The sequence below is a fragment of the Luedemannella helvata genome (assembly GCF_039528415.1).
GTDB classification, from domain to species: Bacteria; Actinomycetota; Actinomycetes; order Mycobacteriales; family Micromonosporaceae; genus Luedemannella; species Luedemannella helvata.
Window position 1 is genome coordinate 19,091 of record NZ_BAAALS010000029.1, and the last position, 12,956, is coordinate 32,046.

Genomic DNA, 12,956 nt, shown 5'->3' on the forward strand with positions numbered 1-12,956 from the left:
CGGTGTACCGTCTGCTCGGGAGACCATAACGATCACCGGAGAGCTAGCGGGCAGGGGTTGACGTGCACGTCGTGATCATGGGATGCGGTCGTGTGGGCTCGACGGTCGCCCAGAGTCTGGAGAACCGGGGCCACACGGTCGCGGTGATCGACTCGAACCCGGACGCGTTCCGGCGGCTCGGCGCCGACTTCACCGGTCTCACGGTCACGGGCATGGGCTTCGACCGCGAGGTGCTCATCGAGGCCGGCATCGAGCGGGCGGACGCGTTCGCGGCCGTCTCCAGCGGCGACAACTCGAACATCATCTCCGCCCGGCTGGCCCGCGAGACCTTCGGCGTGGGCCGGGTGGTGGCCCGCATCTACGACCAGAAGCGCGCCGAGGTGTACGAGCGCCTCGGCATCCCGACGGTCGCCACCGTGCGGTGGACGGCCGACCGGATGGTGCGCCACCTGCTGCCCGAGGGCACGATCGAGCTCTGGCGCGACCCGACCGGCCTGGTGACCATCATGGAGGTTCCGCTGAACGCCGGCTGGATCTCCAAGCCGCTGCGCGCGCTCGAGGACGCGAGCGGGACCCGCGCGGCGTACATCATGCGCTTCGGGCTGGGCACCCTGCCGACCGCGTCGACCGTGCTGCAGGACGGCGATCAGGTCTTCATGCTCATGACCGACGACATCATCGAGGCGGTCACGCAGGTCACCGGCAATCCGCCGGCCGGCGTCTGACAGGGGTCGACATGCGCAAGTCAGGTTCAATGCGGGTCGCGATCGCCGGGGCCGGCAACGTGGGCCGCTCCATCGCCCAGGAGCTGATCGAGAACGGGCACCGCGTGCTGCTCATCGAGCGGCAGCCGTCCGCGCTGCGCCCGGAGCGGGTGCCGGCCGCCGAGTGGGTGCTGGCCGACGCCTGCGAGCTGGCCAGCCTGCAGGAGGCGAACCTCGCCGAGTGCGACGTGGTCGTCGCGGCCACCGGCGACGACAAGGTCAACCTGGTGGTGTCGCTGCTGGCGAAGACCGAGTTCGCGGTGCCCCGGGTGGTCGCCCGGGTCAACCGGGCCGAGAACGAGTGGCTGTTCACCGACCAGTGGGGCGTCGACGTCTCCGTGAGCAAGCCGCGCCTCATGGCGGCCCTGGTCGAGGAGGCCGTGACGGTCGGCGACCTGGTGCGGCTCATGACGTTCCGGCAGGGCCAGGCGAACCTCGTGGAGATCACCCTGCCGGAGTCCGCGCCGTACGTGGGTGCGGCCGTGCGGGACGTGCCCCTGCCACGTGATGCCGCCCTCGTGGCGATCCTGCGCGGCAAGCGGGTGATCGCCCCGAGCCTGGACGACCCGCTGGAGGCCGGCGACGAGCTGGTGTTCGTCTGCACCGCGCAGGTCGAGGACACGGTCCGCGAGGTCATGCTCGGGTCGGCGACGGAGGACTAGGCCGCGCGAGCTACGCGGTGGCCGCCATCCGTTCGCGGGTGCGGCGCACCGCCCACACGGTGAGGGCCAGGAGCAGCAGGTACGGCGGGTAGCCGAAGACGATCCGCACGACGCCGAGAGCGGTGGCCTGGTCGGCGAGGTAGAGCACCGTCTGGATGCCCGTCTTGAGGACATAGATCACCGCCCAGACGACCGTCAGCCAGCCGAAGGTGCGCACCATCGGCGGCTCCTCGCGCCACTGCTTGCTGCCGCCGGCCACGACCACGGACCAGATCCAGCCGACGAGTGGTTGGCGCAGGGCGACCGAGGCGAGCATCGCCACGGCGTAGCCGAGGCTCAGGAAGATGCCCGGCAGGTAGAAGTCCTTCTCGTCGCCGGACCGGTAGGCCAGCCAGGCGCCCAGCGCGATGCCGAACAGGCCGTTGACGGCGTGCCGGATGGGCTGCTTGCGGCTCAGCCGGAAGATCGCAATGCCGACCGCGGTGGCGACGGACAGCACGATCGCCAGGTTGAGGCGCCAGGCCAGGTCGAACCAGCCGCCGACCACGTTGACGATCACGAACGCGAGCACCGGGATGCTGGACTCCAGCAGCCCGCGCACGCCGCCCAGCTGCTGGGCGACCTGCTCCGAGAAGCTCGGCAGCGGCTCCTCGTCGTCCTCGTCGGCGGACTTCCCGTCAGCGGACTTCCCGTCAGCGGGCGGCACGTCGCCCGGCCGCACGTCCTTGATGGCCGCCCCGTGTTCGCCGAAGATCGCCTCCGCGACGGCCTTCTCGGCCGCGGCGGCGCGCTGATCCGGGGGCAGGTCACCGAAGAAGACCTCGGCGAGAACCTCTTCCTCGGCCGCCACACTCTCCGAGAGCGGGTTGTCGGCCCGGGTGGTGCGGTTGTCGCTGTGTCGTGTCACGGCGCCGCTTCCAGCTCGTAGTACGGGTTGTAAATGACCTTGCGGTCGTCGCGGATCGCGACCCGGCCGCGCGCGGTGAGCGCCCTGCCCGGCTCGATGCCGGCGATCTGCCGGCGGCCCAGCCAGACGAGGGTGACCACGTCACTGCCGTCGTACAGGTCGGCCTCGAGCGTGGGCACGGTGGTACGCGGAGTATAGACCACCGTGCGCAGCCGGCCGGTCACGCTGACGAGCTGACCGCGTTCGACCTGGCGGGCCGGCTGGCAGCCGTGCCGCTCCACGTCACGCTGCAGCTCCTCGGCCTCGATCTCCGCCTCGCTGGCCGTGAGGCGGCGCAGCATCCGCCGCAGCCCGCCGGGCCTGCCGCCGTCCCTGCGGGACGCGGCCGCCGCATCGGGCGGCTCGCTAGCCACGGGGGGTCTCCCCGCCGGCCTGCTGCGGGTTGGCCTCCATGTGGGCCATCATCTCCTTGGGCAGACGCAGCGGCAGCGGCTCGCGGACGGGCATGGCCTGGTCACCGCGCACGATCACGAGGCCACCCAGTACCAGCGCGAGCCGCGGCGAGGCCTCCGGGTCGAGGGCGGCCGCCCCCTGGAACACCGCCCGGACGAACCAGCGCGGCCCGTCGATGCCCACGTAGCGCAGGTGCGCACCGTTGGGCAGCTGTGCGTGCAGTTGCGGACCGTACGGGCCGTCGGTCTCGGTCGCCCGGCCGCCGTCGGCGGCCAGGGACTGGGTGATCTCGGCGCGGATCTCGTCCCAGACCCCCTCGGTACGCGGGGCGGCGAACGCGCCGACGTGCAGCGAGCTGTCGCCGTCGACCAGCATGATCTGCTGGACCTGGCCGCCCGGCGCGGCCTGCACCCGCAGCTCCACGCCGTCCACGGCCGGGATGAGCAGGGCGCCCAGGTCCAGGCGCGGCAGGCCGTCGTCCGGCACCTCGGTGACGTCGAACGGCCCCTCCCCGGGTCCCTTGGCCTGCGCGTCGCTGGCGGCGGGCGCGTTCGCGCCGTCCCGCCCGGCGGCCGGGGCCTGCCCGTTCGCGGCGTGCCGCCCGGGAGTGTGTCGCCCAGCGCCGGAGCGCTGCCGCGAGAAGATCACCGTTCCTCCTCCATGGCACGCGGGCCGGCCGCGTCCAGCGCGGCGTGTCCGCCCGTCGAGCCGTGTCCCTGCGTTCCCCGTGTGGAGTCTGGCAGCTCCTCTACCAGCACGAAGTCTGCCCGTTCGACCCGCTGCACGACAAGCTGGGCGATCCGGTCGCCGCGGGCGATCACCACCGTGGCATCGCGATCATGGTTAATCAAGTTGACCATGATCTCGCCCCGATAGCCGGCGTCGACGGTACCCGGCGCGTTGAGAACGGTGACACCCATCTTGTGCGCCATACCCGATCGGGGATGGACCAGGCCCACGTACCCGTCCGGCAGCGCGATCGCCACCCCCGTCGGGACGAGCGCCCGCTCCCCCGGCGCAAGTTTCACCTCGGCCGCGGCGCACAGGTCCGCCCCGGCGTCACCGGGATGGGCGTACACGGGCGTTGGGACGGGCACGGGCGCCGCACCGTCGGTCCGGCGCACCAACACCCGTACGGGCACCTCAGGGTCCGTCACGGTATCTCCCTCACGTTCGTACCCTCCATCATCCAGGCAGGGTGGGTCGCTGGTTACTCTGCCTAACGTGGTTAACCCGACGCTGCATCGCGAACGGCTCGTCGTCCCCTGGTGGGCGTGGCCCGCCGGCGTCCTGCTGGGCGTGGTCCTCGGGGTGGAGCTGGCCCTCGGCGCGCCCGGGCTGCGCGGCGCGGCGATCGCCGGCGGCGCGGCGCTCGCCCTCGTGGCGCTGGTCTGGCTCAGCCGGATCCGGGTGCAGGTGGACCCCGGGCACCTGCGCGTCGACGACGCGAACCTGCCGCGCGAGTTCATCGCCGGGGCGTACCCCGTGGACGCCGAGGAACGGCGCGCGCTGCTCGGCGTCGAGGCCGACCCGCTCGCTTTCGTGATCATCCGGCCATGGGTGCGCGGGACGGTCCGCGTCGACCTCAACGACCCCGCCGACCCCACGCCGTACTGGCTCATCAGTTCGCGCCGCCCCGACCGGCTGGCGGCCGCCCTCAACAGCGACCGCTGACCGTCCGTCTCAACGCTCCCCGACGCGACCCTCGATGGCCGCGCGGCGCTGCTTGGTGAGGTCCGCGCGGACCTCCTGGGCCAGGCGCTGGGTGGCGCGACGGTTCAGGAACGCGGCGACCGCCGCGCCCGTGAGGATCGGCCCGAGCGTGGTGAGATTGCGGCCGAACCGGCGCAGCAGCCGGTCGCGCAGCTCGTGGCGGGCCGCCGTGCCGAGCACCGCCGCCGCGCCCCGGCCCGGGACGAGCAGGTTGACCCCGCGCCGGCTGGCCCACGCCTGCACGAGCGCCACAGCCCGGTACCTGCCGGTGTAGGCCACCGGCAGCCCGTAAATTTCCTGCAGCTCGCCGATGAGCTTGATCTCCACCGCGACCACGGCGAGCGTCTCGGCGGACAGCAGCACCGGGGCCGTCAGCAGAGCGGGCGGGACCGCCCACTCGACCGCCGCGACACCCCCACCCACGGCGCCGATGGCGGAGGTGGCCCGGGTGGCGTTGCGCACCAGCCGGTCGGCGATCTGCTCGTCCGTGGCGTTCGGGTAATGGGCGCGCAGCGTGGCCGCGTTGCGCATCGGAATGCGCGGCGCGATGTCCGCGACCAGATCCGACATCCAGGCCATGGCCGCCTTCGGCCGGAAGACGTCCCGGAAGCCCCGCTCCCGCAGCGCCGCGGCCAGTTGCCCGAGGAGCCGTCGCCGCTCCTTGGGCGCGAGGTCGTCAGCGGTGAGCCGGGCCACCGTGTCGACGACGGCGTCCGCGGCCGGCGTCGCGGCCGTCCCGCCGGTGCCACCGGTGCGCGGCGCGGGCACCACGGCACCGGTGATCACGTCCGTCGGGTCCGGTGCGCCCGCCCCGGCCCCGGACAGGGCCGTGCCCGACTGGTCATCGGGCACATGCTCATGGTTCGTCATGTGTGAAACCCTTCGGCTGACTCGGACCCGGCACGTCGCCACCGATTGTGCGGCAGCGGCGCACCAACGAGTACCCGTCGCGGGGTCGCCCCAACCCCGCCGAAGGGGTCACCTGCCGAGCGCGGCTCAGACGCACTCGCGGCAGATGAGTTCACCGTTGCGCTCGGTCGCCAGCTGGCTGCGGTGATGCACCAGGAAGCACCGCGCGCAGCGGAACTCGTCGGCCTGCATCGGCAGCACCCGTACGGTCAGTTCCTCGTCGGCAAGATCAGCACCAGGCAGCTCGAAGCTGTCCGCCACGTCGGCCTCGTCCACATCGACACTGCCCGACTGGGCGTCCGTGCGGCGGGACTTCAGCTCCTCGAGGCTGTCCTCACCGAGATCGACCTCGTCACGCCGTGGCGCGTCGTAGTCGGTCGCCATCCCTCGTCACTCTCCCAAGTTGTGTACGCCCAGAACACTCGACCGGGCGTCGTTATGCCCACGCCCAAGTCCCGCGAGCCCCCTGTGGTTCCCAGCCACGCGGTTCCCACACCATCGTGGTAACAACCCCAGCCGAGCGCGGTACCTTACCCGTTCTCTCGCGGACGTTGTACGTCCACGCGCGGAGAAATGTTCCCGATGTGACTCAGGCGACACAAAGGTAGGGGTGCGACCGTCCGCGCACCGCCCGGCGCGCCGAAAGACGATCCACAATCCCCGCGTGGGAACCCGCCAGGCGCTAACCTCGTGGCGGTCAAGTTGGCCGGACGGGCGCGTGGCGCCCGCCCGGCGCGGCAGTTCACGGATTACTGAGGCGGGGAGCACCACGTCATGACGTTCGCGCGCATCCGGGCCCTGGTCGTTGTAGGACTCCTGGTGATCGGCGCCGTGGTGACCGTCGTTATGGCCCTGTCGAAGGACACCCAGACGGGCACGCCGGCCGCCGACGCGTGCCCGCCGGGCGCGGTGCCCGCCCAGGCGAAGATGCCTGAGCGCAGCCAGGTGAAGCTGCGGGTCTACAACGGCACCAAACGGCCCGGGCTGGCCAACACGGTCGGGGCCGAGTTCAAGCAGCGGGGCTTCGTGGTCACGAAGATGAACACCGCGCCGGGCAAGCGCACGTACGACGAGATCGCGATCGTCAAGTTCGGGCCCCGGTCGCTGGGCGCCGCCCAGCTCGTGAACGCGAACTTCCTCGGCGAGGCGGACATGCAGTTCGACATCAAGCGCAAGGACGACCTCGTCGACGTCATTCTCGGCAACAACTTCCAGCAGCTGGCCACCCGGATCGAGGTCAACCAGTCGATCGCGGCGCTGCAGGAGCCGGAGCTGCCGCCGGGCACGTGCGCGGCGCCCGAGTCCTGATCGGCACCGTCCTGAGCTAACCGGCGGCCGCGTCCAATGCGGCGAGGCGCTCGTGCAGGGGCCCGTACAGGGCGGGCGGGGCGGCGAGAACCATGTCGGCCCCGGCCGGGGCGCCCGCCAACCCGGTGACCCGCAGGCCGGCCTCCTCGGCGATGAGGCCGCCGGCCGCGAAGTCCCACGTGTTGAGACCCGATTCGTAGAACGCGTCCACCAGGCCCTCGGCGGCCAGGCAGAGGTCCAGGGCGGCCGACCCGAACCGGCGGATGTCGCGGATGTGCGGCAGCAGGCCCGCCACGACGGCGCCCTGCCGCGCGCGTCGCTGCGGCTGGTAGCCGAACCCGGTGGCGACCAGGGCGACGCCGAGGTCGGTCACAGCGCTGCCGGTGAGCCTGCGGTCATCGCGCCACGCGCCGCCGCCCCGCACGGCGTGCCATTGCGCCCCGCTGTCGATGTCACGGACCACGCCGGCGACGGTCACGCCATTGACCTGGGCCGCGATCGACACGCCGTAGTGACCGAGCCCGTAGACGTAGTTGACCGTGCCGTCGATCGGGTCGACGAGCCAGTTCACCGGCGACCGGCCGGCATGGGTGCCGGATTCCTCGCCGAGGATGCGGTCGGCCGGGCGGGCGTGGCGCAGCCGGTCGGTGATGAGCCGCTCGGCCGCCCGATCGGCCGAGGTCACCACGTCCGTGTCGGTGCTCTTCGTAGCCACGTGGCCAATGCCGCCTGCGCGCTGCGCGCGGACCAGGTCGGCCGCCTCGCGGGCCGCCGCGACGGCCAGGTCGCACAGCTCCCACGCGAACGTCCGACCGGCCGGAACGCTGTCAACGCCCTGCTTGATGTCCACGTCTACCCCTGACCGTTTCCGCGCGCCTGCTCGCGCTGCCGCCGCCCGTCTGCGAGCATTCTGGCGGACCGACCGGTGTACGTCGGCGATGGCGCACGGGCCGTGACGGGATGATCGCAAAGATCAGCGCTACAATTCACGCCTGCCCGCGTGCCTCGAATCGAAAAGCCCCCCAAGGGCCGGCCGAGACGACGCCGGGGGTCTCCAACACCACCGATCGTCCTGACACGGCATCGCCGCGCCTGTGGAGGGAAGATCGGCCGCGCTCGAACCACGCCACGGGAAGGTCGTTCGTGACTGAACTCCGCCACACCGGCGCTGATGTCCGTTCACTCACTGACTCGCTGATCGCTGTCGCCGCCGCCGCCGGTGGGCAGCTCACGTCGGCAGAGCTCGGCCGGACCCTGGACGCCGCGGACGTGAGTCCGAGCCAGGCCAAGAAGCTGCTCCGCTCGCTCGCCGACGCGGGTGTCACCGTGGTCGTCGACGGGTCCGCCGGCACGCCGCGCCGCAAGGTCGCCGCGGCCCGCTCCGCCACTCCCGCGTCGAAGGCCGCGACCGCGCGCGCCGGCGCGGCCGAGGCGGCCGCCGGGGCTGCCGAGAAGGCCCCCCGGCCCGCCGCGAAGACGCCCGCCAAGGCCACGCCGATCAAGGCGGCGAAGGCCACGAAGGCCGTGCCCACCCCGGCCGACGCTCCCGAGTCCGAGAGCGTCGCCGCGGCGAAGGCGGACGCCAAGACGGCGGCCAAGAAGGCGCCCGCGAAGACCGCGGCCAAGGCCACGAAGGCGGCCCCCACGAAGGGCGCGCCCGCCAAGGTGGCGGCGAAGGGCCGGCCCGCCAAGGCCGCCGACGGCGCCAAGACCGCCGACGGCGAGGACGTCCAGCTCGAAGAGGTCGAGCTGGACGAGGAGCTCGCCGCCGAGATCGCCGACGTGCAGGTCGAGGAGCCGGCCGCCATGGTCGTCGCCGCCGAGGCCGACGCGGAGGCCGCCGACGACTTCGAGTGGGACGACCAGGAGTCCGAGGCGCTCAAGCAGGCCCGCCGCGACGCGGAGCTGACCGCCTCGGCGGACTCCGTCCGGGCCTACCTGAAGCAGATCGGCAAGGTGCCGCTGCTCAACGCGGAGCAGGAGGTGGACCTCGCCAAGCGCATCGAGGCCGGCCTCTACGCCGCGGAGCGCCTGCGCGCCGCCGAGGAGGAGGGCGAGAAGCTCGTCCTGGCGCTGCGCCGCGACCTCGACTGGATCTCCCGCGACGGCGACCGCGCCAAGAACCACCTGCTGGAGGCGAACCTGCGCCTCGTCGTCAGCCTCGCCAAGCGCTACACCGGCCGCGGCATGGCCTTCCTCGACCTGATCCAGGAAGGCAACCTCGGCCTCATCCGCGCCGTGGAGAAGTTCGACTACACCAAGGGCTACAAGTTCTCCACCTACGCCACCTGGTGGATCCGCCAGGCCATCACCCGCGCCATGGCCGACCAGGCCCGCACCATCCGCATCCCGGTGCACATGGTCGAGGTCATCAACAAGCTCGGTCGCATACAGCGCGAGCTGCTCCAGGACCTGGGTCGCGAGCCCACGCCGGAGGAGCTGGCGAAGGAGATGGACATCACGCCTGAGAAGGTGCTGGAGATCCAGCAGTACGCCCGGGAGCCGATCTCGCTCGACCAGACGATCGGCGACGAGGGCGACAGCCAGCTGGGCGACTTCATCGAGGACTCCGAGGCGGTCGTGGCCGTCGACGCGGTCTCCTTCAGCCTCCTGCAGGATCAGCTTCAGCAGGTCCTGCAGACGCTGTCGGAGCGCGAGGCGGGCGTCGTGCGGCTGCGGTTCGGGCTCACCGACGGTCAGCCGCGCACCCTGGACGAGATCGGCCAGGTCTACGGTGTCACCCGCGAGCGGATCCGGCAGATCGAGTCGAAGACGATGTCAAAGCTGCGGCATCCGTCCCGGTCTCAGGTGCTTCGGGACTATCTGGACTGATTCGTTCCTTTTCTTCCGGGTGTTATGCCCGTTTCCTGCCCTGCTGGTCACTGAGCGTCGACGATCCACAGCGTGCCGTGACACAACTGTGACCATCGGCGCGCCCAATCGCGCCCCGCGTCACCTGAGCGCGTCGCATGGAGGCGATAGGCTCAGGTGACCTCGGTCGCATCGGCCGACAGCGGGAACGCCGCCGGTCGCTCCGCTGTTGGAAGATGCGTGATCCGAGACAGTCGCCGGCCCGCCGGTGCATGCTCAGCAAGGCGCAACACAGCAATTCCACGCATGACCAGCAGAGGAGGCTGAGGTACGTGACCCCCACCCTCACCCCGTCGACTACGGCGGCTCCGCCCACCGCCGAGGAGCGTTGCGACCGCTGCAACGCTGCGGCCAAGTTGCGGGTCGTGCTCGCCGGAGGCGGTGAGCTGCTCTTCTGCGGCCACCACGCCAACAAGTACGCCGAGAAGCTCGTCAAGATCGCCGTTGAGGTGGTCGCTGACCCCGAGTTCACCTGGCGGGGCGCTGAGTTGCGCACCGACCTGACAGTCGACCCCGAGATTCCCACCAACTGACGTGACAGACGACGGAGCGCCCCGCCCGGTCAACGGTCGGGGCGCTCCGTCGTCTCCACCCGGCCTGGCGTTGCCCTAGCGGTCGGCTCCACGGGTCGCGTCCAGCGCACGGGCGGCATGGGAAGCGCGGGCCGGGCGCCGCGCCTACAACGACTGGATCGTGGCGATCCGCTCCTCCAGCTGCTCGATCGTGGCCTGCGCGCTCGGCGGCCCGCCGCACCGGCGGCGCAGCTCGGCGTGGATCTTCCCGTGCGGCAGGCCCGTGCGGTGGTGGTGCGCGGCCACGAGCCCGTTCAACTGCTTGCGCAGCAGGATCCGCCGCTCGCCGGCCGACTGGGGCCTGCGCTGCGCCGGCGGCTCCGCAGCGGCCGCCCCGGCCGCCGTACGCGCCCGGCGCTCGGCGGCCACCTGATCCGCCTGCCGCTTGGCCAGCAGGGTCGCCACCTGATCGGGGGTGAGCAGGCCGGGCAGCCCCAGGTACTCCTCCTCCTCGGGCGTACCGGCGCCGACCGGCGTGCCGAACGTGGCCCCGTCGAAGATCACCTGGTCGAGTTCGGCGGTCGCGGACAGCGCCTCGAACGTCGCGCCCAGCTCGTCGCTGGCCTTCTCGTCCCGCTGCGCCCGCTCCAGCAGCTCGTCGTCGAAGCCGTCCTTGGTCCTGACCCCGAGCACGTGGTCGCGGGCGGCCTCCATCTCGCTGGCCAGCTCCAGCAGGTGCGGCACGGTCGGCAGGAAGACGCTGGCCGTCTCCCCCGGCCGGCGGGCCCGCACGAACCGCCCGATCGCCTGGGCGAAGAACAGCGGCGTCGAGGCGCTCGTCGCGTACACGCCGACGGCCAGGCGCGGGATGTCCACACCCTCCGAGACCATCCGCACCGCGACCAGCCATCGCTGCTCGCCGGCAGCGAACTCGGCGATGCGGCCGGAGGCGCCCGCGTCGTCGGAGAGCACGACCACAGCCTTCTCCCCGGTGATCTCCCCCAGCAGTTTCGCGTACGCGCGGGCGGCCGTCTGGTCGCTCGCGATCACCAGGCCCCCCGCGTCCGGCATCCCGCGACGCACCACCGACAGCCGCGCGTCGGCGGCGCGCAGCACCTGCGGCATCCAGTCGCCGCGCGCGTCCAGGGCCGTGCGCCACGCCTGCGCGATGAGGTCCTGGGTCATCGGCTCGCCCAGCCGCGCGGCGAGTTCCTCGCCCGCCGAGGTGCGCCACCGGGTCTCCCCCGAGTAGGCCAGGAAGATGACCGGGCGCACCACGCCGTCGCGCAGCGCGTCCCCGTACCCGTAGGTGCTGTTCGACCTGGAGCGCAGGAGACCGTCCGGACCCCGCTCGTAGAGCACGAACGGGATCGGGTTGTCGTCGGAGCGAAACGGGGTGCCGGTGAGCATCAGCCGCCGCTCGGCCGGCCCGAAGGCCGAGGAGACACCCTCCCCCCACGACCGGGAGTCGCCCGCGTGGTGGATCTCGTCGAGGATCACGAGGGTACGCCGGGCCAGCGTGCGCCGCCTGTGCACCGCCGGCGCCATGCCGACCTGGGCGTACGTGACGACGGCGCCGTGGAAGTCCACCGAGGAGTGCACGTCGGCGTTGCGGAAGTTGGGGTCGAGGTGCACGCCCACGGAGGCCCCGGCGGCCGCCCACTGATGCTTGAGGTGCTCGGTCGGGGTCACCACCGTGACCGCCTCGACCGTGCCCGCGACGAGCATCTCGGCGGCCAGCCGCAGGGCGAACGTCGTCTTGCCGGCGCCCGGCGTCGCGACGGCCAGGAAGTCCTCGACGGGCCGGCGAAGGTACTCCACCATCGCCTTGCGCTGCCAGGCCCGCAGCGGTGGGAACCGCTCGATGTCCGGCCGCGACGCCATGCAGTTGCCTCCCCGCACACGATGAAGCCCCCGGGGTCGGACGACCACGAAGGCCGGCTCAGCTTACCGTGCCGCGCGGACTCAGGCGCCGGGGTCCGGCCGCGCGACGGGCGCGTCCCACCTACGGCGCAGCGCGACGACCCGTACGGTGCAGATGAACACCGCGGAGGCGAGCATCAGCGGCGTGTCCGGCACGGGGATCTGGAACCCGACCGCCACCGCGATCGCGCCCAGTAGCGCCGCCACGGCGTAGATCTCGCGACGCAGGACCACCGGGATCTCGCCGGTGAGTATGTCGCGGGCCAGGCCCCCGCCGATGCCGGTGATCATGCCAATGATGCAGGAGCCGACCGCCGGTACGCCCGCCTCCAGGGCCTTGAGCGTGCTCGCCGCGGTGAACAGCCCAAGCCCCGCCGCGTCCAGCAGCAAAACGCTGCGGCGTAGCTTGACCAGCTGCGGGTGGAACCGGAAGACGAGCAGGGAGGCGACCGCGGCCGTGACGCTGTAGCGCCAGTCGGCGAACGCCACCGGGGGCACGACGTCGATGAAGAGGTCACGCAGCACCCCGCCGCCCAGGGCGGCGACGAAGCCGACAAAGACCACCCCGAACACGTCGAACCGCTTCGCGACGGCGGCGGAACCGCCGGAGGCGGCGAACACCGCGACCCCGACGAGATCGGCCACCATGAGGACGTCACGCGTGCTCATGGTGGGCGGTCAGTCCTCCAACGAGTCCGCGATCTCCTTGCAGGTCGGGCAGATCGGGAAGCGCTGCGGGTCGCGGGACGGGACCCAGACCTTGCCGCACAGGGCCTGCACCGGCGTGCCCTCGATCATCGCCTGCATGAGGGCCTCGGCCGAGGTCACGTAATGGGCGAAGCGCTCGTGGTCACCCTCGTCGAGGCGGTAGTCGACGCGTTCCTCGACGGTGGTACCGGACTGGGGGGCGGTCGTCGGTGTGGTCACCCCACCA

At 72.0% G+C, this 12,956-nt stretch carries 16 protein-coding genes; 6 read left to right on the plus strand and 10 right to left on the minus strand.

All coding sequences use genetic code 11. From position 1 onward, the window contains the following. The first annotated feature begins 62 nt into the window (after window positions 1–62). Both ABD191_RS23715 and ABD191_RS23720 read left to right on the plus strand, forming a co-directional pair. Window positions 63–725, plus strand: coding sequence for a potassium channel family protein (locus ABD191_RS23715; RefSeq protein WP_344086229.1), 663 nt, complete (start codon window positions 63–65; stop codon window positions 723–725). A gap of 29 nt (window positions 726–754) precedes the next feature. Continuing rightward, window positions 755–1,426 (plus strand): potassium channel family protein, encoded by a 672-nt coding sequence (locus tag ABD191_RS23720; RefSeq protein WP_344086232.1) that lies wholly within the window; start codon window positions 755–757, stop codon window positions 1,424–1,426. A gap of 10 nt (window positions 1,427–1,436) precedes the next feature. Here ABD191_RS23720 and ABD191_RS23725 read toward each other — a convergent pair whose 3' ends face one another. The 4 genes from ABD191_RS23725 to dut form a co-directional block, all read right to left on the minus strand. After that, a complete protein-coding gene (locus ABD191_RS23725) occupies window positions 1,437–2,132 on the minus strand; it encodes a DUF3159 domain-containing protein (RefSeq protein WP_344086393.1) in 696 nt (231 codons plus the stop codon). Between the two features lie 197 nt (window positions 2,133–2,329). After that, the gene (locus ABD191_RS23730; RefSeq protein WP_344086396.1) at window positions 2,330–2,674 is read right to left on the minus strand and encodes an OB-fold nucleic acid binding domain-containing protein; all 345 of its coding nucleotides are present in this window, start codon (window positions 2,672–2,674) and stop codon (window positions 2,330–2,332) included. A gap of 64 nt (window positions 2,675–2,738) precedes the next feature. Then, window positions 2,739–3,434: a DUF3710 domain-containing protein gene (locus ABD191_RS23735; protein ID WP_344086235.1), complete on the minus strand. Its 696-nt coding sequence runs from the start codon at window positions 3,432–3,434 to the stop codon at window positions 2,739–2,741. Then, a complete protein-coding gene (dut, locus tag ABD191_RS23740) occupies window positions 3,431–3,943 on the minus strand; it encodes a dUTP diphosphatase (protein WP_425560838.1) in 513 nt (170 codons plus the stop codon). The genes ABD191_RS23735 and dut overlap by 4 nt, the downstream gene beginning before the upstream one ends. Window positions 3,944–4,010: 67 nt before the next feature. Between dut and ABD191_RS23745 the strand changes: the two genes are divergently transcribed. Beyond that, on the plus strand, window positions 4,011–4,460 hold the full coding sequence (locus ABD191_RS23745; RefSeq protein WP_344086238.1) for a DUF3093 domain-containing protein: 450 nt from the start codon (window positions 4,011–4,013) through the stop codon (window positions 4,458–4,460). Between the two features lie 9 nt (window positions 4,461–4,469). On the opposite strand, the gene ABD191_RS23750 is transcribed toward ABD191_RS23745, so the two are convergent. Together ABD191_RS23750 and ABD191_RS23755 are read right to left on the minus strand one after the other, a co-directional pair. Continuing rightward, window positions 4,470–5,369, minus strand: a complete 900-nt coding sequence (locus tag ABD191_RS23750) for a hypothetical protein (RefSeq protein ID WP_344086241.1) — start codon at window positions 5,367–5,369, stop codon at window positions 4,470–4,472. A gap of 126 nt (window positions 5,370–5,495) precedes the next feature. Further along, on the minus strand, window positions 5,496–5,792 hold the full coding sequence (locus ABD191_RS23755) for a DUF4193 domain-containing protein (protein ID WP_344086246.1): 297 nt from the start codon (window positions 5,790–5,792) through the stop codon (window positions 5,496–5,498). A 390-nt stretch (window positions 5,793–6,182) separates the two neighbouring features. Here ABD191_RS23755 and ABD191_RS23760 point away from each other — a divergent pair, with 390 nt between their 5' ends. Further along, the gene (locus tag ABD191_RS23760; RefSeq protein ID WP_344086249.1) at window positions 6,183–6,716 is read left to right on the plus strand and encodes a LytR C-terminal domain-containing protein; all 534 of its coding nucleotides are present in this window, start codon (window positions 6,183–6,185) and stop codon (window positions 6,714–6,716) included. 16 nt (window positions 6,717–6,732) lie between these two features. On the opposite strand, the gene ABD191_RS23765 is transcribed toward ABD191_RS23760, so the two are convergent. After that, the gene (locus tag ABD191_RS23765) at window positions 6,733–7,560 is read right to left on the minus strand and encodes an inositol monophosphatase family protein (protein WP_344086402.1); all 828 of its coding nucleotides are present in this window, start codon (window positions 7,558–7,560) and stop codon (window positions 6,733–6,735) included. Between the two features lie 299 nt (window positions 7,561–7,859). Here ABD191_RS23765 and ABD191_RS23770 point away from each other — a divergent pair, with 299 nt between their 5' ends. Then, the gene (locus ABD191_RS23770; protein ID WP_344086252.1) at window positions 7,860–9,548 is read left to right on the plus strand and encodes an RNA polymerase sigma factor; all 1,689 of its coding nucleotides are present in this window, start codon (window positions 7,860–7,862) and stop codon (window positions 9,546–9,548) included. Between the two features lie 311 nt (window positions 9,549–9,859). Continuing rightward, on the plus strand, window positions 9,860–10,120 hold the full coding sequence (locus ABD191_RS23775; protein ID WP_344086255.1) for a DUF7455 domain-containing protein: 261 nt from the start codon (window positions 9,860–9,862) through the stop codon (window positions 10,118–10,120). A 144-nt stretch (window positions 10,121–10,264) separates the two neighbouring features. Here the strand turns inward: ABD191_RS23775 and ABD191_RS23780 are convergent, their stop codons facing one another. From ABD191_RS23780 to ABD191_RS23790, 3 genes are all read right to left on the minus strand, one after another. Beyond that, window positions 10,265–11,983 carry a DEAD/DEAH box helicase gene (locus ABD191_RS23780; RefSeq protein ID WP_344086258.1) on the minus strand — a complete coding sequence of 573 codons (1,719 nt, stop codon included), beginning with the start codon at window positions 11,981–11,983 and terminating at the stop codon, window positions 10,265–10,267. An 81-nt stretch (window positions 11,984–12,064) separates the two neighbouring features. Next, complete coding sequence (locus tag ABD191_RS23785; RefSeq protein ID WP_344086261.1) at window positions 12,065–12,691, minus strand: trimeric intracellular cation channel family protein; 627 nt, start codon at window positions 12,689–12,691, stop codon at window positions 12,065–12,067. A 9-nt stretch (window positions 12,692–12,700) separates the two neighbouring features. After that, window positions 12,701–12,949: a DUF3039 domain-containing protein gene (locus ABD191_RS23790; protein WP_344086264.1), complete on the minus strand. Its 249-nt coding sequence runs from the start codon at window positions 12,947–12,949 to the stop codon at window positions 12,701–12,703. Window positions 12,950–12,956 lie beyond the last annotated feature (7 nt).

What these genes read in the sequence shown, in the direction of transcription:
- ABD191_RS23755 (WP_344086246.1), bottom strand. Translation starts at nt 5,792, where the DNA reads ATGGCGACCGACTACGACGCGCCACGGCGTGACGAGGTCGATCTCGGT.
- ABD191_RS23730 (WP_344086396.1), bottom strand. Translation starts at nt 2,674, where the DNA reads ATGCTGCGCCGCCTCACGGCCAGCGAGGCGGAGATCGAGGCCGAGGAG.
- ABD191_RS23720 (WP_344086232.1), top strand. Translation starts at nt 755, where the DNA reads ATGCGGGTCGCGATCGCCGGGGCCGGCAACGTGGGCCGCTCCATCGCC.
- ABD191_RS23750 (WP_344086241.1), bottom strand. Translation starts at nt 5,369, where the DNA reads ATGACGAACCATGAGCATGTGCCCGATGACCAGTCGGGCACGGCCCTG.
- ABD191_RS23760 (WP_344086249.1), top strand. Translation starts at nt 6,183, where the DNA reads ATGACGTTCGCGCGCATCCGGGCCCTGGTCGTTGTAGGACTCCTGGTG.
- ABD191_RS23785 (WP_344086261.1), bottom strand. Translation starts at nt 12,691, where the DNA reads ATGAGCACGCGTGACGTCCTCATGGTGGCCGATCTCGTCGGGGTCGCG.
- ABD191_RS23780 (WP_344086258.1), bottom strand. Translation starts at nt 11,983, where the DNA reads ATGGCGTCGCGGCCGGACATCGAGCGGTTCCCACCGCTGCGGGCCTGG.